Source organism: Erythrobacter fulvus, from assembly GCF_028595285.1.
GTDB classification, from domain to species: Bacteria; Pseudomonadota; Alphaproteobacteria; order Sphingomonadales; family Sphingomonadaceae; genus Erythrobacter; species Erythrobacter fulvus.
In genome coordinates this window covers 179,632-203,480 of record NZ_JAQQXQ010000003.1, presented here as the reverse complement: position 1 = coordinate 203,480, position 23,849 = coordinate 179,632, and the positions used below count along the sequence as shown (strand labels likewise).

Below are 23,849 nucleotides of genomic sequence, written 5' to 3'. Positions count from 1 at the left end.
AGAAAAACGCTGCGCCCGGGCGAGCGAAATTCGCGCCGGACCGATCAGCCCAGTTCGACCATCTGCACCGAATAACCCTTGGCCCGCAGCCCTTCGACCAGCCGTTCGACCTGATCGGCATCGCGCGCCTCGCATTCGATATCGGTAATCAGGCCCTTGGCCGGCAGCGTGGTGAAGATGCGCTGGTGATAGATTTCGATGATGTTGACGTTGTGTTCGTCAAACAGGCGCATCACCCGGAACAGCGCCCCGGGCCGATCCTGCAGGGTGATGCGCAGGCGTGCCAGCCGCCCCTGCCGCGCCAGATCGCGCAGCAGCACATTGGCGAGCAGGCGGGTATCGATATTGCCGCCGCACAGCACCAGCCCGATGCTCTTGCCCGCAAACCGCGCCGGATTGCTCAGCACCGCTGCCAGCCCTGCGGCGCCCGCGCCTTCGACCACGGTCTTCTCGATCTGGAGCAGCAACGCCACCGCCTTTTCTAGCGCGGGTTCATCCACCAGCAGAATGTCGTCCACGCGCTCGGCAATGACCTTGGCCGTGAATTCGCCCGGCTTCTTGACCGCGATGCCTTCGGCCAGCGTGTCGCCGCCACAAGGCAGGTCCGCGCCCTTGATCTTGTCGAACATCGACGGGAACAGTGCCGCCTGCACACCCACCACTTCCATCGCGGGGTTCAGCGCCTTGGCAACCGTCGCCATGCCCGAAATTAGCCCGCCCCCGCCAATCGGGGTGACGATGCAATCGAGATCGGATTTAACCTCGAACATCTCGAGCGCAACCGTGCCCGCGCCCGCGGCCACATGCGGATCGTCGAAGGGATGGACGAAAGTCAGGCCCAGCTCGCCTTCGAGCTTGCGGGCATGGGCATAGGCCTCGTCGAAAGTCTCGCCCTCCAGCACCACCTTGCCGCCGACGCTTTCGGTCTGCATCACCTTCACGGTTGGCGTCGTGCGCGGCATGACGATGGTAACCGGCACGCCCAGCCGGGTGCCGTGATAGGAAAGCCCCTGGCTGTGATTGCCCGCCGAAGCCGCAATCACGCCGCGCGCGCGCTGTTCCTCGGTCAGTTGCAGCAGCGCATTGAGTGCGCCGCGTTCCTTGTAGGCGGCCGTGAACTGGAGGTTCTCGAACTTCAGCCAGATATCCGCGCCGGTGATTTCCGACAGCGTGATCGAATGCATCATCGGCGTCTTGACCACCGCGCCGCCGATCCGCGCGGCGGCGGCGCGCACATCGTCGATGGTCAGGTCCGCCGGAGTGGCGGCGTTGCCCTTGGGGGCCGATGCTGCAAGCTGTGTCGACATAGTGGGGCGGCGATTAGAGGCTTGTTGACGCAAGGGCAATCGCCCGCGGACGGAATTCGCATGCACGGCCGAGTTGGCAATCCCGCGCGAAGGCGATAGGCACCGCGGCCATGAGCGAAAACCTGAGCATTGCCTTCATCGGGCTGGGCGTGATGGGCGGGCCGATGGCCGGCCACCTCGCCCGCGCCGGATACAGCGTAACGGCCTATAACCGATCGGCTGCACGTGCGGCGAAATGGCGTGAGGTTTGGGCCGCAGAAAGGTTGAAGGTCGGCTTTGGCGCCACCCCGGCACAGGCAGCGCAGGGGGCCGACATCGTCTTTACCTGCGTCGGCAATGACGACGACGTGCGTCAGATCGTGTTCGGCGCAGACGGCGTGCTGGGCGCGATGGCGGAAGGCAGCCTGCTGGTCGATCACACCACCACCTCTGCCGACCTTGCCCGCGAACTGGACGGCGCCTGCGCCGCCAAGGGCATCGGTTTTGTCGATGCGCCGGTCAGCGGCGGCGAGGCAGGCGCCGTCAATGGCAAGCTGGCGATCATGTGCGGCGGCAGCGCCGATGATCTGGCGCGGGCAGAGCCGGTGATGGACGCTTACGCCAAGGCGATTGTGCATGTCGGCCCGGCGGGTGCGGGCCAGACCGCCAAAATGGCCAACCAGATGTGTATAGCGGGCGTGCTCGCCGGGCTGTCCGAAGCGGTCCGTCTGGCCGAGGCCGCCGGGCTCGATCTCGACAAGACCTATGAGGCCATATCGGGCGGCGCAGCGCAAAGCTGGCAGATGGACAACCGCTGGGCGACGATGACCCGGAATGAATTCGATTTCGGCTTCGCGATCGACTGGATGCGCAAGGATCTGGGCTATGCGCTGGCCGAAGCGCGCCGTCTGGGCCTAGCCGCACCGGTCACCGCGCTGGTCGACCAGTTCTATGCCGACGTGCAGGCAGCGGGCGGCGGACGCAAGGACACCAGCGCGCTCGTTACCCGTCTGCCTCGTCGTATTTCCGAAGAAGGATAAGCATGCTGCGTCTTTGTCTTGCGGCGCTGGCCGCCTCGACTGCTCTCGTCTCCCCCGCGCTCGCCGATACGCTGGTCGACAATGTCGACGGCGTGACCATCGACGAGCAAGGCAAGGTCCGGCGCTTCACCGGCCTCGTATTCGACGATGATGGCAAGGTCGTAACCCTGCTGGCGCGCGGTGACGAGCGCCCGCGGGTCGATTACCGCCTCAACGGCGAAGGTCGGGTGCTGATCCCGGGCATGATCGACGCCCACGTGCATGTCATGGACATCGGCTTTGCGGCACTGACGCTCGACCTGTCGGACACCACCTCGCTTGAAGACGCGCTGGCGAAGATCAAAAGCTTCGCGGAGGAAAACCCGGGCCGACCGTGGATCCTCGGCCGCGGCTGGAATCAGGAAAAATGGGGTCTCGGCCGCTTCCCAACCGCCACCGAACTCGACGCCGTGGTGTCTGACCGTCCGGTGTGGCTCGAACGCGCGGACAATCACGCCAACTGGGCCAACACCCTTGCGATCCAGACCGCTGGTGTCACCGCCAAGACCCCCGATCCGGCGGGCGGCAAGGTGATCCGCGATGCCAAGGGCAATCCGACAGGCGTATTCGTGGACAACGCGATTGCGCTGGTCGGCAAGGTCGTGCCCCCGCCTCGCCCCGAAGACCGCGATCTGGCCTTCGCCAAGGCGCAAGAGGTGCTGCTGGCCAAAGGCGTGACGGCCGTCGCGGACATGGGCACGGAGATGGCCGATTGGACGACCTTCCGCCGCGCCGGAGACAGCGGGCGGTTGCAGGTTCGGATCATGGCCTATGCCGACGGGTTCGAAACGCTCGAAACTGTCGCCGGCGCGGGGCCGACGATGTGGCTCTACGACGACAGGCTGCGGATGGGCGGGATCAAGCTCTATCTCGACGGCGCGCTGGGTTCGCGCGGGGCGAGTCTGAAGGCGCCCTATCACGACGATCCGGGCGCAAAAGGCCTGCCGCTGCTCACCCCGGCCCAGCTGCGCAACCTGATGAGCCGCGCGGCGATGGACAATTTCCAGACCGCCGTCCATGCCATCGGCGATGCCGCCAATGCCGAGGTGCTGACGGCGATTGAGGAGCTTTCCGAAAGCTATGACGGCGACCGGCGTTGGCGGATCGAGCATGCCCAGATCGTCGATCCGGCGGATCTTCCGCTGCTCGGCAAGCACGGGGTAATCGCCTCCATGCAGCCACTCCACCAGACCTCCGACCGGCTGATGGCCGAGGCGCGGCTGGGGCCGGACCGGCTCGAGGGTGCCTATCCCTGGCGCAGCGTGATGAAGGTCGGCGGGCGGCTGGCCTTCGGTTCCGATGCGCCGGTGGAGCCGGCCGATCCTTTCGCCGGAATGGCAGCCGCGATCAGCCGCACCGATGCGAACGGCGAGCCCTTCGGCGGATGGTTCCCGCAGGAAACGGTGAACCGCGAGACGGCGCTGGCCGGGTTCACATCTGACGCCGCCTTTGCAGGCTTTGCCGAGGGACGCTTCGGACGCCTGATTCCGGGCGAGCGGGCCGATTTCCTGCTGGTCGACAATGATCCGCTGCTCGCCTCGCCCGACGAGATCCGCCAGACGAAGATCATCGAAGTGTGGATCGGCGGGGTAAAGGTGCGCGGGGCGGAGTAACTACTCCGCCGCCTGCTCCACCTGCTCGGCCGCCTTTTCGGCCTCTACCTTGCGTTCCTGCAGCCGCATCAGCAGCAGCGAGGCTTCGAACAGCAACAGCAGCGGCAGCGCGAGGATCACCTGCGAGCCGGGATCGGGCGGGGTCACCACCGCGGCGATCACGAACACCCCGACCACCACATAGCGCCGCGCGCCTGCCATCTGCGCCCGGGTGACGATCCCTGCACGGTGCAGCAGCAACAGCAGCACCGGCAACAGGAAGGTAAGCCCGAAGGCGAGGATGAACTGCATCACCAGATCGAGATATTCGCCGGCGCTCGGCAGTGCCTGCACCTCCAGCCCTCCGGCCGCCCCTCCAAAGCCGAGGAAGAACCGAAAAGCGGTGGGCATGACGACGAAATAGGCCAGCGCCGCCCCGCCTAGAAACAGCACAGGCGTGGCGATCAGGAAGGGCAAAAACGCCTTCTTCTCGCGCGCATAAAGCCCCGGCGCGACAAACGCCCACAGCTGGTTGGCGATAACGGGAAAGCTGACCATGAAGCCCGCGAACAGCCCGACCTTCATCTCGACAAAGAAGACTTCCGGCAGCTTGGTGAAGATCAGCTGGCCTTGGCCATCGGGAAAGGCAGCGCGCAGCGGCTGGACGAGAAAACCGAGAATCTCGTCGGCAAAATAGAAACACACCGCGAACCCCACCAGCAACGCCAGCAGCGAACGGATGACGCGGGTACGCAGTTCGATCAGATGATCCAGCAGCGGCGCGCGGGTTTCGTCGAGATCGTCGATCTCAAACATCGCCGTCACCCTTGCCGGCTGCGTCCCGGGGCTTGTCTTCGGGGGGAGCCTCGGCCGCCGAAGGCGGTTCGACGGGCGGAGGCCCGGTCATCACCGGAGCACCGTTTTCCTGTTCGGTAAGCGCGGCAGAACGGCGCATGATCTCCTCGTTCTGCGCCTTCCACTTCTTCTCCATGTCTTCCAGTTCGGCCTCGCGAACCATCGTGTCGATGCCGCTGCGGAAATGGGCGGAGACGCGCCGGACCTTGCCGATCCAGCGACCCGCTGTGCGCATGGCAAGCGGAAAGTCCTTCGGCCCGATCACGATGACCGCGACGATGATGATGACCAGCAGTTCCGCGGCGCCGATGTCGAACATGAAAGGTGCGGGCGCGCCGCCTCCTGTTGAGCGAAGATCAGTTGCCGGTGGTGTCGTTCTTTTCGGCAGGCGCGACGGTTTCCGCAGGCGTGGCGGTTTCCGCGGGCGGCTCGATCCGGGGCTTGGCCGAAGCCTGATCGGTTTCGTTCATGCCCTTCTTGAAGCTGGAGATGCCCTTGCCGAAGTCGCCCATCATTTCCGAAATGCGCCCGCGCCCGAACAGGATCAGGACGACGACGGCGATAATGAGGATTTGCCAGATACCGGGTTGCATAAGCCAAGACTCTTGTTCGTGTGCCACCACTATATAGGAGCCTTGCGGCGGCTTCGCCACCTTCGTTAAGCGGCGCGCGACAAAAGCGCTAGGGATACTCGCTATCGGCCCCTTCGTCCGCGTCGGGTTCGTCCGGTTCGAAACGCATCGCGGTTTCCATCGCCTCGTCCACCGGATCGAGCAAGCCGGCGGCGCGCAATTCGTCGATACCGGGCAGGTCGCGGCGGGATTCGAGCCCGAAATGGTCGAGAAATTCGGGCGTTGTCGCATAGATCACCGGACGCCCCGGCACCTCGCGGCGACCGGCGGGACGGATCCAGCCCGCCTCCATCAGCACGTCGAGCGTGCCGGCGCTGGTCTGCACGCCGCGGATCGATTCGATTTCGGCGCGGCTGACGGGCTCGTGATAGGCGATGATCGCCAGCACTTCCGTCGCCGCGCGGCTGAGGCGCCGCACCTGCTCCTTTTCGCGCCGTAACAGGTGGGCAAGATCGGGCGCGGTCTCGAAATGCCAGCGCTTGGCGCGTTCGACCAGATGCACGCCGCGCGCCGCATATTGCCGTTCCAGCGCGGCGAGCGCATCGCGCACCTCCGCAGGCTCCAGCCCGCCGAGATGGGTAGCGAGCGCATCGACCGTCATCGGCTCCTCGGCAGCGAACAACGTTGCCTCCACCGCGCGTTCGAGCGTGCCGGGCTGCTCGCTCACGCCGCTGCACCCTCTTTAAGGCGGCGAATTCGCAAAGGCGCAAAGGCACCCTCCTGCTCAAGCTCCGCACGCCCGCGCTTGGTCAGCTCCAGAGCCGCGACAAAGCTCGACGCCAGCGCCGAACGCTTGAGTTCCGGCGAGGCATGGGGCGGGAGAAAATCGCGGATTTCCATCCATTCCAGCGTGACGCCGAGCATCGCCGAAACCCGTTCGAGCGCGGAATCCAGCGTCATCACCGGACGGTTGGCGACATGGTAGATGCGCGGCGCGGTGCGCGCCTTGACCTGCCCGTAGGCCTGAATCAGCGCAAACATGTCGGAACGCCACACGGTCTTTCGGTCGGTCCGCAGGCCTTCAGGCGCGCCGCGCAGGAATACGTCGCGCCCGATCCGATCGCGCCCCATCAGCCGCGCCGCCGCCTCGCGCATCGCGCCGAGGCGTTGCAGACGCAATTGCAGGCGCAGCGCGAGTTCTTCGGGCGAGGGATCTTCCTGCTCGTCCTTGGGCAGCAGCAGCGCCGATTTCAGATAGGCGAGCCAGGCCGCCATCACGAGGTAATCGGCGGCAAGCTCAAGCTTCAACGCACCGGCGCGTTCAATATAGATCAGGTATTGATCGACCAGCGCGAGTATCGAGATCTGGCGCAAATCGACCTTCTGCCGCCGCGCGAGGTCGAGCAGCAGATCAAGCGGCCCTTCCCATCCGTCGAGCGCGAGATAGAGCGAATCGGTCTCGGGCCGGGACGGATCGGCGGGCGGAAACATGAAGGGCTGTTCCTCGCCGCTCATGCCGCTGCTCCGGTCAGCGCCAGCAGCGCGTCGCGCTTGGCCAGCAACTCGCCTTGTTCCGGCGCCATACCCGGGGCGACGCGCGTGCCCGCCAGTGCGAGGTCGAGCCGCGCGGCCGTGGCGTCGGACATCGCCGGCAGCACCTCGCAGATGCCGACCATATCGTCCATCTTCGCCCAGCAATTGAGGATGATGTCGCACCCCGCCGCATGGGCACGCACGGAACGTTCGGGGATCGACCCGCCGAGTGCCTCCATGTCGATGTCGTCGGTCAGCAACAGGCCGTCGAAGCCGATTGCACCGCGAATGATGTCGCGGATTACGGTTTCGGACAGCGTGACCGGGTTTTCTGCATCCCACGCCGTGAACACCAGATGTCCGGTCATCCCGATCAGGGCATGGTTGAGCTTGCGGAACGGAGCGAGGTCGGCTTCCAGTTCGGCCGCGCTGGCGGTGACGGTGGGCAGCGCCTTGTGGGTATCGACATCGCTGCGCCCGTGGCCCGGCATGTGCTTGATACAGCCGGTTACGCCGCCGGCGGCCAGCCCTTCGAGCACCGCGCGACCCAGCGCGGCGACCTGCACCGGATCGCTGCCAAAGGCACGGTCGCCGATCACGTCATGCGCGCCCGGCACCCTCAGGTCGAGCGGCGGGTGGTAATCGACCGTGATCCCCATCGCAGACAGTTCGAGCGCCATTGCCGTCGCATTGGCCCGCGCCGCTTCGATCGCGCTGGCAGGAGCAATGTCGTAAAGCCGTGCGAAGGCATCCGCGCAGGGATAGGCCGACCAGTGCGGCGGGCGCAGGCGGGCGACGCGGCCGCCTTCCTGGTCCATCGAGACAAGCAGCCGGTCGCGTCCGTGGATCGAACGCAGATCGTCCGTCAGTGCGCGCAACTGGTCGGGGTTTTCGCAATTTCGGCCGAACAGGATGTAGCCCGCCGGATCGGCCTCGCGGAAGAAGGCGCGCTCGTCAGCGGTAAGATGCGGGCCGCCGAGGCCGAAGATCGCCGGAATCATCCTGACAGGTTCGCAAGGAAGCCCGCGTCAAGCAAGCATGGTAACCATCCGCAACGGGGAAAAACGCCGCCGTGCGCGCCTATTTGACCTGGCAGTCGAGCCCGTCGGCCTTCAGCGCGGCACAAAGTTCCTCCGCCGCGGTGCGGTTGGCTGCAATCGCCTGCAGGCGATAGACGGTGCCGATATCGACTTTACCCTCGACCACGCGGTGCTTCACGCCGGAAAGCACTTCGGTACGGCGGGTAAGATCGCTCCACCCCTGCTCGGCCCGTGCGCGCGAGGAATAGGCCGCGAGCTGCACGCCTACGCCCGACATGTCCGCAGCCGGAGCCGGCGCAGCCGTGACGCTGGCCGAAGGCGACGGCTTGGGCGCGGGAGCCGCGTCCTTGCTTGCCACCACGGCTTCACGGGTGCCGCCTTCGCCAACCACGGGCGCGACGTTGCCGGTTCCGGCGAATGTCTTACCGCCCGGGTCTTCAGGTCGTTCCTTGATCGGGCCTTCGGGCGCTTCGATCACGCTGCCGTCGGCAACCGCCTCGATTCCGCTGGCGCGGTTCGAGACATACCATACCGCGCCGACGATGGCCGCAAGCAGGACGATTAGAACGCCAACGAAGCCGAGGATCTGCCCCAAATCGAGCCCGCCCGCATCCTCGTCCTCCTCATCGGATTCAAGCCACGGCAGGTTGTCGGTATCGGCCAGATCAAGCTCGCCGTCACCGGTTTCCAGTTCCTCGTATTCGGCATCGATCATGGCCAAGCCTCGCGCCCTTCCCCCAAGCGATTACATCATTTCGACAGCTTCGACGCCAAGCACGCCAAGCCCGTTGCGGATCACTTGCCCGATTGCGTCGGCAAGGAAAAGTCTTGCCGCTGTCATGCTCGAATCCTGTTCCACGATGAACCGCTTTTCCACGCGGTCATTACCGAGGTTCCAGAAGGAATGGAGGTCCGCCGCCAGATCGTAGAGGTAGAAGGCGATACGGTGCGGCTCGCGCGCGCGGGCCGCCGCCTCGATCTCGCGCGGGAACTGCGCGGCGCGCCGCACCAGATCGAGCTCTTCTTCGCCCAGACGATCCAGCGCCGCGCCGGACGGGGCAAATCCCGCCTCGGCAGCCTTGCGCAGCGTCGAGCGGATCCGCGCATGGGCATATTGCACATAGAACACCGGATTGTCCTTCGAGGCTTCGACCACCTTGTCGAAGTCGAAATCCATCTGCGCATCGGGCTTGCGGGTGAGCATGGTGAAGCGCACCACGTCCTTGCCGACCATGTCGACCACGTCGGCCAGCGTCACGAAATTGCCCGCGCGCTTCGACATCTTGAACGGCTGGCCGCCCTTCATCAGCTGCACCATCTGGACCAGCTTGACCTCGAATGGCTTGGGCGCGCCGCCTTCGGCGCTGGTCAGCGCCGCGACTGCGGCCTTGATCCGCTTCACCGTTCCCGCGTGGTCCGCACCCCAGATATCGACCAACGCATCGGCATCCTGCGCCTTTTGGAAATGGTAGGCGAGGTCGGCCCCGAAATAGGTCCACGCGCCGTTCGACTTCTTGATCGGGCGATCCTGATCGTCGCCGAACTTCGTCGAGCGGAACAGCGGCAGTTCCACCGGCTCCCAGTCTTCCGGCGGAGCCTTGCCCTTGGGCGCTTCGAGCACGCCGTCATAGACGAGATCATGTTCACGCAGCCATTGCTCCGCCGCATCGACCTTGCCCGAGGCCTGCAATTCCGCCTCGGAGGAGAAAAGATCGTGCTTGATCCCCAGCGTGGCGAGATCGGCACGGATCATGTCCATCATCGCGGCGACGGCGCGGGTGCGAAACGCGATCAACCATTCGCTCTCCGGCGCGGCAGCGTATTTGTCACCGAATTCGGCGGCAAGCGCCTGCCCGACCGGCACGAGATAATCGCCCGGATACAGCCCTTCGGGGATGGTGATGTCCTCTCCCAGCGCCTCGCGGTAACGCAGATGCACCGAGCGGGCGAGCACATCGACCTGCGCCCCGGCATCATTGACGTAATATTCGCGGATCACCCGGTGTCCGGCAAATTCGAGCAGGCTTGCCAGCGCATCGCCCACCACCGCGCCGCGGCAGTGCCCCATGTGCATCGGGCCGGTTGGGTTGGCCGAGACATATTCGACGTTCACGACGCGCTCGCCGCCCATGTCCGAACGGCCGTAATCGGCACCAAGCTGCGCAATCGTTGCGAGTTCTTCGAGCCATGCCCCGGGCGAAAGGCGCAGGTTGATGAAGCCCGGCCCGGCGATTTCGGCGCTCGTAATCGCAGGGTTCGCAGAAAGCTTCGCGGTGATCGCTTCGGCCAGCGCGCGCGGGTTCATCCCTGCGCCTTTGGCCAGCACCATCGCCGCATTGGTGGCGAGGTCACCGTGCGACGCATCTCGCGGCGGTTCGAGCGTGACATTGGCGAAGGACGTGCCGGCGGGCAAAACGCCTTCACCGACCAGATCGGCCAGCACGCTTTCAATCAGCTCCGCATAGGCGGAATACAGGGTCTTGGTTTCGGTCATGGTGTTCTCGTGCGTAAGGCGCGATCAGTCGCGCGTGCAAGATAGAAAGCGGAGACCCGGGTCAAGCCCGCGGCTGGGGAAGGGCAAAGAGGCGAACGGTCACACAGCAACCGCAAGGCCGACCGGCCGCCCGCAGGCGCTCCGACGCAAAGCGGCGAAAACCCGCCGAGGACGGGGGCGCAGAGGCGCCCCCGGACAAAATCAGCGCCTGACGTTATAGGCCAGCTGGTCTTCGGTCAGTTGGAAGCCGACCAGCATTTCGAAGCGGGTACGGGCAATCGCCGCCTTCACTTCGGGATCGGCCAGCGGATCAAGCGCGGCATCGACCTCGCCCGGGCGTCGTCGTCGGGTGATCTTTTCGCGGATATCCTCCGGCAGTGCGGCGTCCGCACGGTTGACGAAGGAACCGGCCTTGGCGGTCGCCATCGCGCGTTCCTGCCCGTCAGCGAAAGTCAGTGTGACTTCGCCTACCCGTTTGCTGACGACAGCGCTTCCGCCGCGCAGGATGGTGACGAAATAGGGCAGCGTCACAGTGCGGGCACCGCGCACGTCGGCGCGGCGGGCGTGCACTTCGAATGTCGCCTCGCTATACACCTGCGCGCCGGCTTCGTTGCAGGTCGAGCGCAGATTTGTAATCGCCGCGCTGACATCAAGGCTGGCAAGGCTGCGGTCATCGCCGGAACGGAACGTGGTGACATCGCCGGTGTAGTCGGGAATCCCGACCGCCGGGCAGGTCGTCAGCACGGAAGTGATGCCGACCCCCTGATCGAGCACCAGTTCGCCTTCGCCGGCGCAGCCGGCCAGCGCCGCCATTGCAGCAAGGACAGGAAGGGCGCGGGTGCGGAACATCATCAAAAAACCGTCCTCGAAAACCGGATCCGTAGCGCGCACAAGCTCGCGCATGCATGCCCTAGCGAGACACGCCGCAAAGCGCTAGAGGGGGAGACATGAACGCGCCCTTTCCCGCATCCGATGCCGCCGCCGCTGATCCGGCCGTTGCTGCCCGCCCCCCGCTCAACCTGCTGATCGCCGCCCCTCGCGGATTCTGCGCCGGTGTCGATCGGGCCATCGAGATCGTCGAGAAGGCGCTCGAGCGTTACGGTTCGCCGGTTTATGTGCGGCACGAGATCGTCCACAACAAATATGTCGTCGAAGGGCTGAAGGCCAAGGGCGCGATCTTCGTCAAGGAGCTCGACGAGGTGCCCGACGATGCGCCGGTGGTGTTCAGCGCCCACGGTGTGCCCAAGACGGTACCCGCCGAGGCCAAGCGCCGCCAGCTGCTCTATGTCGATGCCACCTGCCCGCTGGTCAGCAAGATCCACCGTCAGGCTGAACGCCAGATCGAAAAGGGCCGCCACATCATCTTCATCGGCCACGAAGGCCATCCCGAGGTGATCGGCACCATGGGGCAGGTCGAACCGGGGCAGATGACGCTTGTCGAGACCATCGAGGATGTCGACAAGCTGCCGTTCGATTCGGACGAGGAACTGGCCTACCTCACCCAGACCACGCTGTCGGTCGACGACACGCGCGAGGTGATCGAGGCGCTCGAATGGCGCTATCCCAATATCAGCGGGCCGAAAGCGGAAGACATCTGCTATGCGACCTCCAACCGGCAGGCGGCAGTCAAGGAACTGGCGCATGATTGCGATCTGGTGCTGGTGATCGGCGCGCCCAATTCGTCCAATTCGCTGCGGCTGGTGGAAGTGTCCGAGCGGCTCGGCACGCCGGCCAAGCTGATCCAGCGGGCGAGCGAGATCGACTTCGCATGGCTCGAAGGGGTGGAAACGCTGGGGCTGACGGCGGGTGCATCGGCCCCGGAAATTCTCGTTCGCGAAGTGGTCGCCGCGCTGGCCGGCTATCGACCGATCCGCGAACAGACCATTACCGCGGCGGAAGAGAAGATGGTGTTCAAACTTCCGCGCCAGCTGACCGAATAGGGCACGGGCCGCAGGGGCAATGGCGGTCTATACCCATCTCGGGGCCGAGGATCTTGCCCGGCTGATCGCAGAATATGATGTCGGCGAACTGGTTTCGGCCAAAGGCATCGCGGAAGGCGTCTCTAATTCCAACTGGCTGGTCGAGACCACCGGAAGCGGCAATAGCGGCACCCGTTTCATCCTGACGCTGTACGAGCGCCGGATCGACTATGCCGACCTGCCCTATTTCCTCGACCTGCTCGATCATCTTGCTGCCAAGGGGTGTCCGGTCCCGCGCACAATGCATGATCGCAGCGGCGCATCCTTCCGCATGGTAGAGGGCAAGGCCGCGGCGCTGATCGAGTTTCTGCCCGGCGTCTCCCCTACCCGCCCCACCCCCGCACAGGCCCGCAGCATCGGCGCGGTGCTGGCGGATATGCACCTTGCCGCGCGCGATTTTCCGCTGAGCCGCGCCAATGCGATGGATTTTGCCGCGAGCGCGGCGATTCTCGCAAACTGCGGGGCGCAGCGGCTTGCGACGGTCCACCCAGAATTGCCCGCAATGCTCGATCATGCGCGCGCCGCCGCCGCACTCGATCTGGCGGCGCTCCCGCAGTCGCAGACCCACACCGACCTGTTCCCCGACAATGTGCTGATGCGCGGCGACACGGTGACGGGCCTTATCGATTTCTACTTCGCCTGCACGGGGCCGATGGCGCTCGATCTCGCGGTGACCCATGCGGCGTGGTGCTTCGATGCGGAAGGCCGCTATCGCGCCGATTGCGGCAATGCGCTGGTGGCGGGTTACGAAAGCGTCCGCCCGCTCAAACCTGCCGAGCGGGCGCTTTTCCCGCAGATCGCCAAGGGCGCTTGCCTTAGGTTCGTTGCCAGCCGCGCCGAAGACTGGCTCGAAACGCCCGACGACGCGCTCGTCACCCGCAAGGACCCGATGCAATTCGTGGAACGCTGGCGGTTTTACGACGAAGCGGGCGCGGGCGTGCTTGATGCCTGAGCCTCGCCGCGCCTAAGGCTTCTGCCCATGAAAAAGGTCGAAATCTTCACCGACGGCGCGTGCAAGGGCAATCCCGGCCCCGGCGGATGGGGCGCTTTGCTGCGCATGGGACGCCATGAAAAGGAGATGTCGGGCGGCGAGGTGGAAACCACCAATAACCGCATGGAGATGACGGCGGTGATCAAGGCTCTCAATGCCCTGATCGAACCCTGCGCGGTCGATCTGTATTCCGACAGCAAATATGTGCTCGACGGGATGCAGAAATGGATTCACGGCTGGCAGCGCAACGGCTGGGTCAATGCCAGCAAGAAACCCGTGAAGAATGCCGATCTGTGGCACGACCTTATCGAGGCCGCGCGTCCGCACCACGTTACCTGGCACTGGGTCCGCGGCCATAACGGCCATCCGGAAAACGAGCGGGTCGATGCACTCGCCAGCGCCGAGGCTGAACGGATCGCGGCGGGAAGCTAGGTCCCGCCGCGTTCGCTTGAAGCCACCTTCGGTGGTGCAGGCCGCCAGCCCTTAGGCGCGGCCGGCGAAATCAGCTGTTGTCTTCGACCTCGGCGCCGGGGCCGTTCTTCTTGATCGAATCGATCGCGTTCTGCGCACTGGCCTTGCTCGAATAGCCCTGCGTCGAGAACATCACTTCCGAATTGTACTTGAAGCGGACGCGGAACTCGCCTGCGTTGTCCTTATAGATTTCGAACTTGTGCGCCATGTCGGCCCCTCCTGATCTGGCGTGGTTCACAAAGCGACCACATGCGTAACCATACAGATTGCGCCGCGATTGGCTAGGCGCTGCGAAGCTTGCGTTCCTGGGCAAAGCGCGCCGGCGAATAGGCCGCCGGATCAAGCGCCTGCGTCATGGCATCGGCATCAAGTCCCAGCGCCAGCTGTGCGCCCAGCCGGGCGGCGGCAGGCGCGGTCTGGATGCCGAAGCCGCCCTGACCCGCGAACCAGAAAAAGGCGTTTTCAGCCTGATCGAAGCCATAGACCGGCAAGCGGTCCGGCGCGAAACTCCTGAGGCCCGCCCAGCGCCGCTCGACTGCGGCGATGCGCCAGCCGGTCACCTGTTCGAACCGGTCGATCGCGATGGCGATATCGATCTCATCGGGCGCGGCATCGCCCGGCTCGGCGGGAATTTCGTCATGCGGGCTGAGCCACAGCCTTCCGCCGTCGGGCTTGAAATAGAACGTACCGTTTATGTCGAGCACCAGTGGCAGGTCGGCCGGCGCAGGCGGATCGACCCGCAATTGCGCCATGGTGCGACGATACGGCCGGATGCTCAGCGGCCTCACTCCCGCCAGCGCGGCGATACCGTCGGCCCACGCGCCCGCCGCATTGATTAGGCGCGCCGCCCGATATTCGGCTCCCGCTGCGGTCGCGATTCGCCAACCACCCGCCTCGCGCTGCAATTGCCCGACTCGCGCACGGCAAACCACCTCCACCCCGCCGCGACGCGCCCGGCCAAGATAGTGCTGGTGCAGGCCTGCAACGTCGATATCGGCGCAGGCCGGTTCGTGGATCGCCTCGATCCAATCAGGCCGAAGTCCCGGAACGCGGCGTATAATATCGTCGCGCCCCAGCCGCTCGATCGTCGCCCCGGTGCCCGCAAAAGTCGCGAGGAAATCGTCCATCGCCGCCCGGTCCGCAGCCCGCCCGAGATGCAGCGCGCCGCGAGTCGTCAGGAAGCCGTGCTCGCGCAGGTAAGGCCCCGAAGCGAGCGTCAGCGGAACGACCCCGGGGCCGCCATAACATTCGTCCCAGAATGCCGCCGAACGCCCGGTAGCGTGATAGCCCGGTGCATCCTCCGCCTCGAGCAGCAGCACACGGGCATGCGGAGCCAGCTCGGCGGCGATGCTCGCACCGGCCATCCCGGCCCCGATAACGGCGAAATCATACATAATCATGCCCCCGGGTCGGCGGGCGCCACACGGTCGAGAAACTCGGTTGTCGCCGCCATCGCGCGGTCGCGAACCGGATCGGCTTCGCGCAGGATCTCGTGATGCGCCTCGCTGCCGAACGCCACCATCTCGCCTTTCGGCAGGCGCCGCGCAGCACGCAGGTTGGCGGTGTGGCTCACCAGTTTGTCCGATGATGTCGAAAGGATCAGCACCGGCACGTCGACGCTTTCCAGTGCGCCTGCCTGCTCCAGCTTGCGCGAGGAGGCATAGGCGCGCTCTACCCAGCGCCAGCTTGCCGGGCCCATTACCAGTTCGGGCCGGTGATCGCGCCACCATTGCTCGTCGGCATAGCGATCGGGATCATGGGTAAGAAGACTAGCGCGCGATGCCGGCATTTCGCCGGGCTTTTCGCTCCATTTCCACGCCTGACGGGTCGGATCGCCAACAGCGCACATCAAACGCGCCACCGCATGCAGCACCGGCAGGGGCAATGGTGGGCCGTTAACCCCGATCATCGGCGCGCTGAGCACCACCGCATCGGGATCAACCCGCCGTTCGACCAGCGCGCGCATCACCAGATGCCCGCCCATCGAGTGTGCGGCGAGCACATGCGGCCCGGGCGTTTCGGCGACCCAGCTTTTCCAGAGGTGCGCCAGATCGTCGATCCATATCGCGAAATCTTCGATATGCCCGGTAACCGCATCTTTGCCGAGCCGCCCGGATCCGGCCTGGCCTCGCCAGTCCGCCGCCGTCACCCGCCAGCCGGCGCGGTGCCATTGTTCCAGCATTTCGAGATATTTTTCGTAATTGTCGCCGCGGCCCGGGAAAAAGAGGATCGATCCGCGCGGCTGATCGGAGGCACCAGGCCAGTCGATCCGGCGCAAGCCATGGCCATCGGCCGCGCGCCAGATGCTTTCGCGTGCCGCGGTGGGAATGGTCCTGCGGTCGATCGCCGCATCATCGGAATTTGCGTGAATCTGGAGCCTCCGAGCTTGGTTACTTTTTGGTAAGCAAACACCTGTAGCACTCCCTCAAAGAAGGCCGCTGCGCACGTGGCGCAAGGCAACTTCGGGGGCACAATGCTGATGACCACCATTCACTACGGCTTGCTGATTGCCTTGGCAATCGCGCTGGTTTTTGCCGCTTTCACCGATATTCGCCGGCGCCAAATCGACAACTGGCTGAACGCGGCCATCGCTCTGGGTGCACCGGTATTCTGGTGGTCGAGCGGTCTGGCGCTGTGGCCGGACGTGGCGATGCAGCTGGGCGTAGCGGTTGCCGCCTTTGCGCTGCTGGCCGGGCTGTTCGCGCTCAAGATGATGGGCGGCGGCGACGTGAAGCTGCTGACTGTTCTGGCGCTGTGGATTCCGTGGGACATCTTTATCCAGCTGCTGATCGTAATGGCGATCGCCGGCGGGGTTCTGACCGTCGTCATGGGCATGTGGCACATCATGCGCCGCCAGCGCGACCGCCTGGCCATCCCCTACGGGGTCGCGATCGCATTTGGCGGCCTTTGGGTGCTTTATTTCAATCTGCTTCCAGCCGCAGCGACGTCTGCGGCTGCCACGTGAACCCGATTTTAACCACTCGGGGCTTACGCATCGAAACCATACCTGCCCGCTAACCAACCTAGGGCGATTACGAGGGGGCTATTTCAGCCATGGATAGGAAGAAACTGGTTCTGCTGATCGGCGCTCTGATCATTGCGATCGGAACTGCCTTTGCCGCACGGAGCATCTTCGCCGGAGGCGGAGCCCCTTCAGCCGAAGCCGCGGTCCAGCCGACCGGCCCACGGGTGCTGGTGGCAAAACGCGCTTTGACTGCGGGGACAATCATCACCGCCGACGCCCTGGGCTTCCAGCCCTGGCCGGAGGAACTCGTCAAGGACGCCTACTTCATCGACGGCGAGGCCGATATGGACAAGCTGCTCGGCACCGTCGTGCGCTTCCCGATCACGGCCGGCGAGCCGGTGACCCAGGGTTCGCTGGTGAGCCCGGGCGACCGCGGCTTCCTCGCGGCGGCGCTTGGTCCGGGCATGCGTGCCGTGACTGTGCCGGTGTCGGCGATGACCGGCGTGGCCGGCTTCGTCTTCCCGGGTGACAGGGTCGACCTCGTCCTGACCCAGACGGTCGACGGCGAAGGTCAGGCGCTGCGTGCAGCCGAGACGGTGATCCGTAACCTGCGGGTGCTCGCCACCGACCAGACCACCGAAACCACCACCGACGAAAACGGCAAGACCGTCGTCACCGCCTTCCGCACCGTCACGCTCGAAGTGACGCCCAAGATCGCGGAAAAGGTCGCCGTGGCCCAGACCATCGGCACGCTCAGCCTCGCGTTGCGTTCGCTGGCCGATAATGATGTCGAACTCGAACGCGCTGTTGCTGCGGGCGACGTGAACATCCCCGAGGGCGCGACCCCCGAGCAGGAAGAAAAGCTGCTCAAGGCCGCGATGGCCCGTCCGATCGACAAGGGGGCGACCTTTGTGACCGGCGGTGATGTGTCGCGGTTCCAGCGCACCACCATGCCGCCCCAGCGTGGCGAGAGCCGCCAGGCCGAATATACCCCGGCTGCGCCCGGTGTGTCGGCAAGGGTCAACAACGAACCCGTCTACAAGGGTCCGAGCGTCCGCGTCACCCGCGGCAAGGCGACCGAGGAAACCCCGGTCAGCCCGCAGGCCGCCGCGGGAGGCATCGTCCGCAGCCAGGCTGAGGGGATGCGCCGCGCCGGTCAGACCCTGCCCGCCGCCGGTTCGACTCTGGTTTTCTGAGGGGGATCGACAATGGTCACGAACAATCAGTTCCGTCCGCTTTCGTCAAAGGCGGCAACAGGCCAACCCGAGGGGAGCCGCAGAATGAAACTCAACTTGAAAGCCAAGCTGCTGCTCGCCGCCGTGATGGCCGCGCCGCTTGCAGCCGTGCCAACCGCCACTGCCACCGCGCAGCAGGTCGTCAAGCCGACGCAGGAAATCGTCCTGTCGATCGGCCGGGGCGAACTGGTAACCGTGCCCGGCACGATGACCGATGTGTTCGTCGCCAATGAAAGCGTGGCCGACGTCCAGATCAAGTCGCAGCGCCAGCTCTATGTCTTCGGCCGCGCCGGTGGCGAGACCACGATCTACGCCAGCAACGAACGCGGCGACGTGATCTTCTCGGCCAACATCCGGGTCGGCTCTAACATCGGCAGCGTCGATCAGATGCTGGCGCTGGCCATGCCCGACGCCAAGATCAGCGTGGCGACCATGGGTACCAACACCGTGCTGCTGACCGGCACAGTGGGTAACCCCGAGGATGCCGCGGAGGCCGAACGCCTGGTGCAGGCCTTCCTGGGTGACGACGCCAATGTCATCAGCCGCCTCAAGACCGCGACGCCGCTTCAGGTCAACCTCAACGTCAAGTTCGCCGAAGTCAGCCGTTCGCTGCTGCGCGAAATTGGCGGGAACCTGCAGACCGCCGACGGCACCAGCGGGTTCCGCTTCGGTGTCGGCACGGGTCGCCAGATCGGCGGCGCCGAATTTAACTACGGTGGCCCGCTGGGCGTCGGCAACGGCGCAGCGCAGACCTCGTTCGTGTTCCCCGATGGCACCGAGATCAAAGGTCCGGCGGTCAACTCCGATGGCGGCACTTCGCTGGCCGGTCTCGGCAAGCTGTTCGGCCTCAACATGCTGGGCGCGCTCGATCTGTCGGAGCGGCTGGGTCTGGTGAACACCATCACCGAACCCAACCTGACCGCGCTTTCGGGCGAAACCGCGACCTTCCTTGCGGGCGGCGAATTCCCGATCCCGGTCGCGCAGGGCCTCGGCCAGGCGACGATCGAGTTCCGTAATTTCGGCGTCAGCCTTGCCTACACCCCGACTGTGCTTTCGAACGGGCGGATCTCGCTGCGGGTGCGCCCGGAGGTTTCCGAACTGTCCTCGCAGGGTTCAGTGGTGCTCAACGGCTTCCAGGTTCCTGCCCTTACCATCCGCCGCACCGAGACCACGGTCGAGCTGGGTTCGGGTCAGAGCTTCATGATTGCCGGCCTGATGACTGCCAATTCGCAGAACGTGCTCGACAAGGCGCCCGGACTTGGTGACGTGCCGATCCTCGGCAACCTGTTCCGCAGCCGCGAATTCCGTCGCGGCGAAAGCGAGCTGGTGATCATCGTCACGCCTTATCTGGTCAAGCCGGTCGACGCGAAGGACATCAAGCTGCCGACCGACGGCTATCGTTCGGCAAGCGAGCTGGAGCAGTTCCTGGGCTACCAGAACAATTCCGGCGTTTCGGGCGAACAGCGCCCGGGGCCGGTCTCCTCGCAGCCCGAGGCACCGCAGCCCAAGGTCAGCGATGCCGACCCGGCCGCGATCGTCCCCAATGCGCCGGCCAAGCCGCGCCGGGCCGACAAGAAGAACCGCAAGGACGAACGCGAGGCCAATGCAGCGGCCCCGGGTTTCAGCCTCTAACGCAAGAAAGGTGAGTAAGATGCCTGTTGCACGACCCAAAACACTGGCCGGACGGCTTGGCCGCGCGCCCGCCCTCGCCCTTGCGCTTACGCTTGGCTTCGGCCTCGCCGGTTGCGGCGGTATGCCGACCAACACCAGCCTCTACAGCACGAAGCAGCCGGTGGTGGACCGCACCAACTTCACGCTCGACGTGAACACCAGCACTTCGGGCCTGCCGATCTCCGAACAGCAGCGCCTCAACGGCTGGTTCGAGACGATGGACCTGCGTTACGGTGATCGCGTCGCGATCGAAAACCCCGGACAGAACCCGGCGGTAGAGAACGCAATCCGCGATCTGGCCGGACGCTATGGCCTGATGATCAGCGACGTGGCCCCGGTTACGGCCGGCGCATTGCAGCCCGGTCAGGCGCGGGTGGTCATCACCCGTTCGAGCGCCTCTGTCCCGGGATGCCCGGACTGGTCGGCCAAATCGGACATGAATTACACCAACGGTGTCAGCCCCGGCTACGGCTGTGCGGTCAACGGCAACCTCGCCGCTATGATCGCCGATCCGCAGGACTTGCTGGAAGGCAAGAAGGGCTCGGGTGAAACCGTTATCGCCACGTCGAACAAGGCGATCGCGACCTATCGCGAAACGCCGCCCACGGGCGCGGGTGGACTTATGGATGCGACCGCCGGTGGCGGCGCCGGCGGAGGAGGTAACTAAGCCATGAACGCTCCCTGGAAATCGGGCTTGCCCGGCAACCGTGACCCGTTTGCAGCCTTCATCTGCGACGATAATGCCCTCGACGTTCTGCGTCCGGTGGTGGTCGAATTCGGCTGGGCACCGGAGAAGTGCAACAAGGGCGGCCTGCGCAACGCGGTCCAGTCCCTGTCCGTCAGCGCCAGCCCGGCGATTCTGGTCGTCGACCTGTCGGAAAGCGGTGATCCGCTGAACGACATCAACGCGCTGGCCGAGGTGTGCGAACCCGGCACGGTGGTGGTCGCCATCGGTCAGGTCAATGACGTGCGCCTTTATCGCGACCTGCTCGCGAGCGGCATCCACGACTATCTGCTCAAGCCGCTGTCGGCACAGCAAGTACACGATGCGCTCAACCAGGCGCTGGCGATGTTCATGTCCCCCAAGGGCGGCGATGCCGACGCCGCGCGGCGCCATATCTCGACCGCAGTGGTGGGCACCCGCGGCGGGGCCGGGGCATCGACGCTGGCAACCTCGCTGGCGTGGCTGTTCTCCGAAGCGCACAAGTCGCCGACTGCGCTGCTCGATCTCGACGTGCATTTCGGCACCGGGGCGCTGGCGCTCGATCTCGAACCGGGCCGCGGCCTGACCGACGCGATCGAGAACCCCAGCCGCATCGACCCGCTGTTCATTGAACGCGCCATGGTTCGCGCCAATGACAACCTGTCGATCCTGTCGGCCGAGGCACCGATAAGCCAGCCGCTGATGACCGACGGCGCGGCCTTCGTGCAGCTCGAGGACGAATTCCGTCAGGCCTTCGAGATGACGGTGATCGACCTGCCGCGCAACATGCTGATCAATTTCCCGCAGCTTATGGCTGACGTGAACCTGGTTCTGCTGACCTGCGAACTTACGCTGGCCTCGGCGCGCGACACGATCCGCATCCTGTCGTGGCTGAAAACCAACGCGGCGCACGCGCATCCGATGATCGTGGCCAACAAGGTCCAGCCGAGCCTTGCGGAAATCAGCAAGGCAGACTTCGAGGCCTCGATTGAGCGTAAGGTCGACTTCGTCGTGCCTTACGACATCAAGGCGGCCTCCAATGCGGCCAAGCTGGGCCAGGTATTTGTCGATGCCAACCGTTCGAGCAAGGCGACTGCGGCGATCCGCCAGATCGCCGAGCGCATCATCGGTGCCGATGTCGACAACCTCGCCTTGTCGGGAGGCGAGGAGAAGAAATCGCTGCTCAGTGGTTTCGACTTCAAGTCGCTGCTTGCCAAGAAGGCAAAGCACGAAACCGAAGCAGCCGAATGATCCGGTCCCTTGCGGGAGGAAGGTGCGGCACAGTCCGCCCTTCCCTCCGCGGGCCAGAAACGAGAACGCAGGCTGCGTTTGCGCGGCACTAGGCAGGAAGCAACAGCATGGACTTTATCCAAACCCTGCTCATCACTACGGTGATCTTCATGGCGCTTGTTTTCGGTTACCTGCTGGTGACCGGATCGGGCGTGACCAAGGCGCAAAAGCGCCGGGTGCAGTCGCTGCGCTACCGCCATTCGGAAAGCGTCGATGCCAAGGTCGACGCCCAGTTCAAGCGCGCCATCGCAGCACGCAAGCCCAAGAGCTTCAAGGTCGCCGGGTCGGGTTCGCGGGCGGAAGCGCTGGCGGTGCGGCTTGATCGTACCGGCAAGGGCTGGAGCGTCTCGCAATACATGTACTCCTCGATCGGGCTGGCACTGGCCGTGACCGTGCTGATCTTCCTGCAGAGCGGCGCATTGCTGTTGTCGCTGGGGGTCGGGATGGCTGTGGGCGCGGGCGTGCCGCATCTGGTCGTGAAGTACTTCATCGGCAAACGCACGAACGCCTTCGTAGGCAAGTTTCCCGATGCGCTCGAACTGCTCGTTCGCGGTCTGCGGTCGGGTCTGCCGGTAACCGAAACGCTCGGCGTCGTGGCGCAGGAAGTGCCTGGCCCGGTGGGGATCGAATTCCGCGGCATTGTTGATCGCATCAAGGTCGGGAAGACCATGGAAGACGCGCTTCAGGACACTGCCGACCGGCTGGGGATTCCCGAATTCAACTTCTTCACCATCACGCTCGCGATCCAGCGCGAAACCGGGGGCAACCTTGCCGAGACTCTGTCGAACCTGGCCGACGTGCTGCGCAAGCGCGGTCAGATGAAGCTGAAGATCAAGGCGATGAGCTCGGAATCGAAAGCCTCGGCCTATATCGTCGGCTCGCTGCCCTTCATCGTCTTCGGCCTGATTTACTGGGTTAACCCCGAGTATCTCGGCGGCTTCTTCAGCGATGACCGTCTGATCGTCGCGGGCCTGGGCGGCCTGTGCTGGATGGGCATCGGGGTCGCGATCATGGCCAAGATGGTCAATTTCGAAATCTGATCCGGGGAACACAGCCATGCTTGATCAACCTGCCGGCCCTACCCTGCTCGGTTTCGACGTTATCATGGTCGGGACCATCCTTGCCGGTCTCGCCGCCTTTGCAATGGTGCTGGCGATCTACGCCGCGGTCACCATCCGCGATCCGATGGCCAAGCGCGTCAAGGTGCTCGAAGCGCGGCGCGAACAGCTGAAGGCGGGCATCGTCACTTCGTCGACGAAGAAGCGCACGCGCCTTGCACGGCGCAACGACACGACCGACAAGGTCAAGGAAAGCCTGGGCAAGCTCAACGTCCTGCAGGAAAGCCAGATCAAGGTTATCCAACAGAAGCTGGCCCATGCCGGCTACCGCAACAAGGAACTGGCGTTCCTTATCATCGGTGCGCGCGCCATTCTGCCGATCGTTATCGGCGGCCTCGCCGCACTGCTGATCTACGGCATCGAGTATTGGCCCGACTGGGGCCCGATGACCCGCCTGTTCGCCTTTGCCGGAGCTATCTTCGTGTCCTACAAGGGCCCGGAAATCTTCCTGAGCAACAAGGCGGCCAAGCGGACCAAGGAAATCCAGAAGGGTCTGCCCGACGCGCTTGACCTGCTGGTGATCTGCGCCGAGGCCGGTCTTACCGTGGACGCCGCGTTCAACCGCGTCGCCAAGGAACTGGGCCGCGCCTATCCCGAACTGGGTGATGAATTCGCGCTGACCGCTATTGAGCTGTCGTTCCTCAACGAGCGCAAGATGGCGTTCAACAATCTCGCCTACCGCGTCGATCTCGAAGCGGTGAAGGGCGTGGTTACCACCATGATCCAGACCGAGCGTTACGGGACCCCGCTGGCGAGCGCGCTGCGCGTGCTGTCGGCCGAATTCCGCAACGAGCGCATGATGCGTGCCGAGGAAAAGGCCGCGCGTCTGCCGGCGATCATGACGGTGCCGCTGATCCTGTTCATCCTGCCGACGCTGTTCGTGGTCATTCTCGGCCCGGCGGCCTGTTCGATCTCGGATGCGCTGATCAACAACTCGGCAATCACGGGCGGCTGACGCGCCGCCGGAACGGGCGG

25 protein-coding genes are annotated in these 23,849 nt (G+C 64.9%); 12 read left to right on the top strand and 13 right to left on the bottom strand.

What is annotated here, in order from left to right; translation table 11 throughout:
• Positions 1-44: 44 nt before the first annotated feature.
• Complete coding sequence (locus OIK40_RS05440) at positions 45-1,307, bottom strand: threonine ammonia-lyase (protein WP_273676858.1); 1,263 nt, start codon at positions 1,305-1,307, stop codon at positions 45-47.
• Positions 1,308-1,417: 110 nt separating this feature from the next.
• On the opposite strand from OIK40_RS05440, the gene OIK40_RS05435 reads away from it, so the two are divergent.
• A complete protein-coding gene (locus OIK40_RS05435) occupies positions 1,418-2,326 on the top strand; it encodes an NAD(P)-dependent oxidoreductase (RefSeq protein WP_273676856.1) in 909 nt (302 codons plus the stop codon).
• A 2-nt stretch (positions 2,327-2,328) separates the two neighbouring features.
• Entirely contained in the window at positions 2,329-3,978 is a 1,650-nt protein-coding gene (locus OIK40_RS05430; RefSeq protein WP_273676855.1) for an amidohydrolase, read from the top strand.
• Here the strand turns inward: OIK40_RS05430 and tatC are convergent, their stop codons facing one another.
• The 9 genes from tatC to OIK40_RS05385 all read right to left on the bottom strand — a co-directional run bounded on the left by tatC (position 3,979) and on the right by OIK40_RS05385 (position 11,303).
• Positions 3,979-4,773: a twin-arginine translocase subunit TatC gene (tatC, locus tag OIK40_RS05425; protein ID WP_273676854.1), complete on the bottom strand. Its 795-nt coding sequence runs from the start codon at positions 4,771-4,773 to the stop codon at positions 3,979-3,981.
• Positions 4,766-5,131, bottom strand: coding sequence for a Sec-independent protein translocase protein TatB (gene tatB / locus OIK40_RS05420; protein WP_273676853.1), 366 nt, complete (start codon positions 5,129-5,131; stop codon positions 4,766-4,768). Before tatB ends, tatC begins: the two co-directional genes overlap by 8 nt.
• A gap of 37 nt (positions 5,132-5,168) precedes the next feature.
• The gene (locus tag OIK40_RS05415; RefSeq protein WP_273676852.1) at positions 5,169-5,405 is read right to left on the bottom strand and encodes a Sec-independent protein translocase subunit TatA; all 237 of its coding nucleotides are present in this window, start codon (positions 5,403-5,405) and stop codon (positions 5,169-5,171) included.
• An 88-nt stretch (positions 5,406-5,493) separates the two neighbouring features.
• Entirely contained in the window at positions 5,494-6,111 is a 618-nt protein-coding gene (scpB, locus tag OIK40_RS05410; protein ID WP_273676851.1) for an SMC-Scp complex subunit ScpB, read from the bottom strand.
• The gene (locus OIK40_RS05405) at positions 6,108-6,899 is read right to left on the bottom strand and encodes a segregation and condensation protein A (protein ID WP_374211785.1); all 792 of its coding nucleotides are present in this window, start codon (positions 6,897-6,899) and stop codon (positions 6,108-6,110) included. The genes scpB and OIK40_RS05405 overlap by 4 nt, the downstream gene beginning before the upstream one ends.
• Positions 6,896-7,918 carry a beta-N-acetylhexosaminidase gene (nagZ, locus tag OIK40_RS05400; protein ID WP_273676849.1) on the bottom strand — a complete coding sequence of 341 codons (1,023 nt, stop codon included), beginning with the start codon at positions 7,916-7,918 and terminating at the stop codon, positions 6,896-6,898. The genes OIK40_RS05405 and nagZ overlap by 4 nt, the downstream gene beginning before the upstream one ends.
• A gap of 79 nt (positions 7,919-7,997) precedes the next feature.
• Positions 7,998-8,672 carry an SPOR domain-containing protein gene (locus OIK40_RS05395; protein WP_273676847.1) on the bottom strand — a complete coding sequence of 225 codons (675 nt, stop codon included), beginning with the start codon at positions 8,670-8,672 and terminating at the stop codon, positions 7,998-8,000.
• Between the two features lie 30 nt (positions 8,673-8,702).
• Entirely contained in the window at positions 8,703-10,451 is a 1,749-nt protein-coding gene (gene argS / locus OIK40_RS05390; RefSeq protein WP_273676846.1) for an arginine--tRNA ligase, read from the bottom strand.
• A gap of 201 nt (positions 10,452-10,652) precedes the next feature.
• The gene (locus OIK40_RS05385; RefSeq protein WP_273676845.1) at positions 10,653-11,303 is read right to left on the bottom strand and encodes a hypothetical protein; all 651 of its coding nucleotides are present in this window, start codon (positions 11,301-11,303) and stop codon (positions 10,653-10,655) included.
• 95 nt (positions 11,304-11,398) lie between these two features.
• Here OIK40_RS05385 and ispH point away from each other — a divergent pair, with 95 nt between their 5' ends.
• From ispH to rnhA, 3 genes are read left to right on the top strand one after another with little or no spacing between them, the layout of a single operon-like run.
• Positions 11,399-12,391, top strand: coding sequence for a 4-hydroxy-3-methylbut-2-enyl diphosphate reductase (ispH, locus tag OIK40_RS05380; protein ID WP_273676844.1), 993 nt, complete (start codon positions 11,399-11,401; stop codon positions 12,389-12,391).
• Positions 12,392-12,410: 19 nt separating this feature from the next.
• Complete coding sequence (gene thrB, locus OIK40_RS05375) at positions 12,411-13,382, top strand: homoserine kinase (RefSeq protein WP_273676842.1); 972 nt, start codon at positions 12,411-12,413, stop codon at positions 13,380-13,382.
• Positions 13,383-13,409: 27 nt separating this feature from the next.
• Positions 13,410-13,853, top strand: coding sequence for a ribonuclease HI (gene rnhA / locus OIK40_RS05370; RefSeq protein WP_273676841.1), 444 nt, complete (start codon positions 13,410-13,412; stop codon positions 13,851-13,853).
• A gap of 70 nt (positions 13,854-13,923) precedes the next feature.
• Here rnhA and OIK40_RS05365 read toward each other — a convergent pair whose 3' ends face one another.
• From OIK40_RS05365 to OIK40_RS05355, 3 genes are all read right to left on the bottom strand, one after another.
• On the bottom strand, positions 13,924-14,100 hold the full coding sequence (locus OIK40_RS05365; protein WP_086607903.1) for a YegP family protein: 177 nt from the start codon (positions 14,098-14,100) through the stop codon (positions 13,924-13,926).
• Positions 14,101-14,173: 73 nt separating this feature from the next.
• Positions 14,174-15,292 carry an NAD(P)/FAD-dependent oxidoreductase gene (locus tag OIK40_RS05360; RefSeq protein WP_273676839.1) on the bottom strand — a complete coding sequence of 373 codons (1,119 nt, stop codon included), beginning with the start codon at positions 15,290-15,292 and terminating at the stop codon, positions 14,174-14,176.
• A complete protein-coding gene (locus OIK40_RS05355; protein WP_273676985.1) occupies positions 15,289-16,263 on the bottom strand; it encodes an alpha/beta fold hydrolase in 975 nt (324 codons plus the stop codon). The genes OIK40_RS05360 and OIK40_RS05355 overlap by 4 nt, the downstream gene beginning before the upstream one ends.
• Before the next feature lie 102 nt (positions 16,264-16,365).
• Between OIK40_RS05355 and OIK40_RS05350 the strand changes: the two genes are divergently transcribed.
• The 7 genes from OIK40_RS05350 to OIK40_RS05320 all read left to right on the top strand — a co-directional run bounded on the left by OIK40_RS05350 (position 16,366) and on the right by OIK40_RS05320 (position 23,829).
• A complete protein-coding gene (locus tag OIK40_RS05350) occupies positions 16,366-16,857 on the top strand; it encodes an A24 family peptidase (protein WP_273676837.1) in 492 nt (163 codons plus the stop codon).
• An 89-nt stretch (positions 16,858-16,946) separates the two neighbouring features.
• Positions 16,947-18,053 carry a Flp pilus assembly protein CpaB gene (gene cpaB, locus OIK40_RS05345; RefSeq protein ID WP_273676836.1) on the top strand — a complete coding sequence of 369 codons (1,107 nt, stop codon included), beginning with the start codon at positions 16,947-16,949 and terminating at the stop codon, positions 18,051-18,053.
• A gap of 84 nt (positions 18,054-18,137) precedes the next feature.
• Positions 18,138-19,724, top strand: a complete 1,587-nt coding sequence (locus OIK40_RS05340) for a type II and III secretion system protein family protein (protein ID WP_273676834.1) — start codon at positions 18,138-18,140, stop codon at positions 19,722-19,724.
• Between the two features lie 19 nt (positions 19,725-19,743).
• Positions 19,744-20,430, top strand: a complete 687-nt coding sequence (locus OIK40_RS05335) for a CpaD family pilus assembly protein (protein WP_273676833.1) — start codon at positions 19,744-19,746, stop codon at positions 20,428-20,430.
• Positions 20,431-20,433: 3 nt separating this feature from the next.
• A complete protein-coding gene (locus OIK40_RS05330; RefSeq protein WP_273676831.1) occupies positions 20,434-21,717 on the top strand; it encodes a P-loop NTPase family protein in 1,284 nt (427 codons plus the stop codon).
• Between the two features lie 107 nt (positions 21,718-21,824).
• Positions 21,825-22,796: a type II secretion system F family protein gene (locus OIK40_RS05325; protein ID WP_273676829.1), complete on the top strand. Its 972-nt coding sequence runs from the start codon at positions 21,825-21,827 to the stop codon at positions 22,794-22,796.
• A 16-nt stretch (positions 22,797-22,812) separates the two neighbouring features.
• Positions 22,813-23,829 carry a type II secretion system F family protein gene (locus tag OIK40_RS05320; RefSeq protein ID WP_273676827.1) on the top strand — a complete coding sequence of 339 codons (1,017 nt, stop codon included), beginning with the start codon at positions 22,813-22,815 and terminating at the stop codon, positions 23,827-23,829.
• Positions 23,830-23,849 lie beyond the last annotated feature (20 nt).

Coding starts and splice junctions, on each gene's coding strand:
- nagZ (WP_273676849.1), bottom strand. CDS start 7,918: ATGATTCCGGCGATCTTCGGCCTCGGCGGCCCGCATCTTACCGCTGAC.
- ispH (WP_273676844.1), top strand. CDS start 11,399: ATGAACGCGCCCTTTCCCGCATCCGATGCCGCCGCCGCTGATCCGGCC.
- OIK40_RS05435 (WP_273676856.1), top strand. CDS start 1,418: ATGAGCGAAAACCTGAGCATTGCCTTCATCGGGCTGGGCGTGATGGGC.
- OIK40_RS05330 (WP_273676831.1), top strand. CDS start 20,434: ATGAACGCTCCCTGGAAATCGGGCTTGCCCGGCAACCGTGACCCGTTT.
- OIK40_RS05320 (WP_273676827.1), top strand. CDS start 22,813: ATGCTTGATCAACCTGCCGGCCCTACCCTGCTCGGTTTCGACGTTATC.
- OIK40_RS05360 (WP_273676839.1), bottom strand. CDS start 15,292: ATGATTATGTATGATTTCGCCGTTATCGGGGCCGGGATGGCCGGTGCG.
- OIK40_RS05415 (WP_273676852.1), bottom strand. CDS start 5,405: ATGCAACCCGGTATCTGGCAAATCCTCATTATCGCCGTCGTCGTCCTG.
- OIK40_RS05335 (WP_273676833.1), top strand. CDS start 19,744: ATGCCTGTTGCACGACCCAAAACACTGGCCGGACGGCTTGGCCGCGCG.
- cpaB (WP_273676836.1), top strand. CDS start 16,947: ATGGATAGGAAGAAACTGGTTCTGCTGATCGGCGCTCTGATCATTGCG.
- tatC (WP_273676854.1), bottom strand. CDS start 4,773: ATGTTTGAGATCGACGATCTCGACGAAACCCGCGCGCCGCTGCTGGAT.
- rnhA (WP_273676841.1), top strand. CDS start 13,410: ATGAAAAAGGTCGAAATCTTCACCGACGGCGCGTGCAAGGGCAATCCC.
- OIK40_RS05325 (WP_273676829.1), top strand. CDS start 21,825: ATGGACTTTATCCAAACCCTGCTCATCACTACGGTGATCTTCATGGCG.
- OIK40_RS05340 (WP_273676834.1), top strand. CDS start 18,138: ATGAAACTCAACTTGAAAGCCAAGCTGCTGCTCGCCGCCGTGATGGCC.
- OIK40_RS05405 (WP_374211785.1), bottom strand. CDS start 6,899: ATGAGCGGCGAGGAACAGCCCTTCATGTTTCCGCCCGCCGATCCGTCC.
- thrB (WP_273676842.1), top strand. CDS start 12,411: ATGGCGGTCTATACCCATCTCGGGGCCGAGGATCTTGCCCGGCTGATC.
- argS (WP_273676846.1), bottom strand. CDS start 10,451: ATGACCGAAACCAAGACCCTGTATTCCGCCTATGCGGAGCTGATTGAA.
- OIK40_RS05350 (WP_273676837.1), top strand. CDS start 16,366: ATGCTGATGACCACCATTCACTACGGCTTGCTGATTGCCTTGGCAATC.
- OIK40_RS05385 (WP_273676845.1), bottom strand. CDS start 11,303: ATGATGTTCCGCACCCGCGCCCTTCCTGTCCTTGCTGCAATGGCGGCG.
- OIK40_RS05365 (WP_086607903.1), bottom strand. CDS start 14,100: ATGGCGCACAAGTTCGAAATCTATAAGGACAACGCAGGCGAGTTCCGC.
- tatB (WP_273676853.1), bottom strand. CDS start 5,131: ATGTTCGACATCGGCGCCGCGGAACTGCTGGTCATCATCATCGTCGCG.
- OIK40_RS05395 (WP_273676847.1), bottom strand. CDS start 8,672: ATGATCGATGCCGAATACGAGGAACTGGAAACCGGTGACGGCGAGCTT.
- OIK40_RS05440 (WP_273676858.1), bottom strand. CDS start 1,307: ATGTCGACACAGCTTGCAGCATCGGCCCCCAAGGGCAACGCCGCCACT.
- OIK40_RS05430 (WP_273676855.1), top strand. CDS start 2,329: ATGCTGCGTCTTTGTCTTGCGGCGCTGGCCGCCTCGACTGCTCTCGTC.